Here is a 784-nt window from a genome sequence, read left to right on the forward strand (position 1 = left end):
CAAAGTAACCAAAGGCATTTGTTGGACTGACATTACATCCATGTAATGCAGTCCAACAGGCGACATCCATGTCGCCTTAGCACCAGTAATATTTACAAGATTTTAATGTTCAGACTTCCTAGTAGCCTAGTAAATGTTTTCAAGGTTTTTTGAGTGCAGTTTAGAGTTCGACTTTTTATTTTAAATGCTTATCTAACAACTCATACATGGCTTCAAGCCCCTGATGTTCAGCCTCAGCGTTATAGCCTAAATCCACGTTATTCGCTTTAGCACGTTCATCCGCAAGCGGATTACTAAAACCATGTTTTGCATCTTCAAAAATCACGACTTCATGATCAACGTCAGCATCGTGCATTTCCTGACGGAAACTTGCTACATTGTCCAAAGTCACCATGCTGTCTAGTTCGCCATGTAACACAAGAATCTCAGCTTTCACTTTGCCTTTTTCCGCTGGGGCGCTTGCTGCCAACACAGCATGGAACGTTACAACGGCTTTAATATCAGCACCTGAACGTGCTAAATCAAGAACCACTTTACCACCGTAGCAAAAACCAATCGCCGCTAATTTTTCAGTATTCACTTCGGGTTGCGCAGCTAAAGTTGCTAAACCTGCTTGTGCTCGATTAACGATGGTGTCCGCTTGTTCAAATGTTTGATTCATCCAAGCCGATGCTTGAGGAACTTCTGTGGTGACTCGTTTATCGCCATACATATCAATTGCGAGTGCGGCGAAGCCATGCTCAGCAAGCTCACGAGCACGTTGTTCTGTGTATTCATTACGTCC

Annotated in this window: 1 protein-coding gene; it reads right to left on the bottom strand. The window is 43.4% G+C overall.

Features of this window, described 5'->3' with window-relative positions; all coding sequences use genetic code 11:
• Positions 1-175: 175 nt before the first annotated feature.
• On the bottom strand, positions 176-784 hold a 609-nt coding region (locus B4237_RS00245; RefSeq protein ID WP_286940744.1), incomplete at its 5' end, for a dienelactone hydrolase family protein.

Origin of the sequence: Acinetobacter sp. UBA6526 (assembly GCF_002434875.1) — a bacterium.
GTDB lineage: Bacteria > Pseudomonadota > Gammaproteobacteria > Pseudomonadales > Moraxellaceae > Acinetobacter > Acinetobacter venetianus.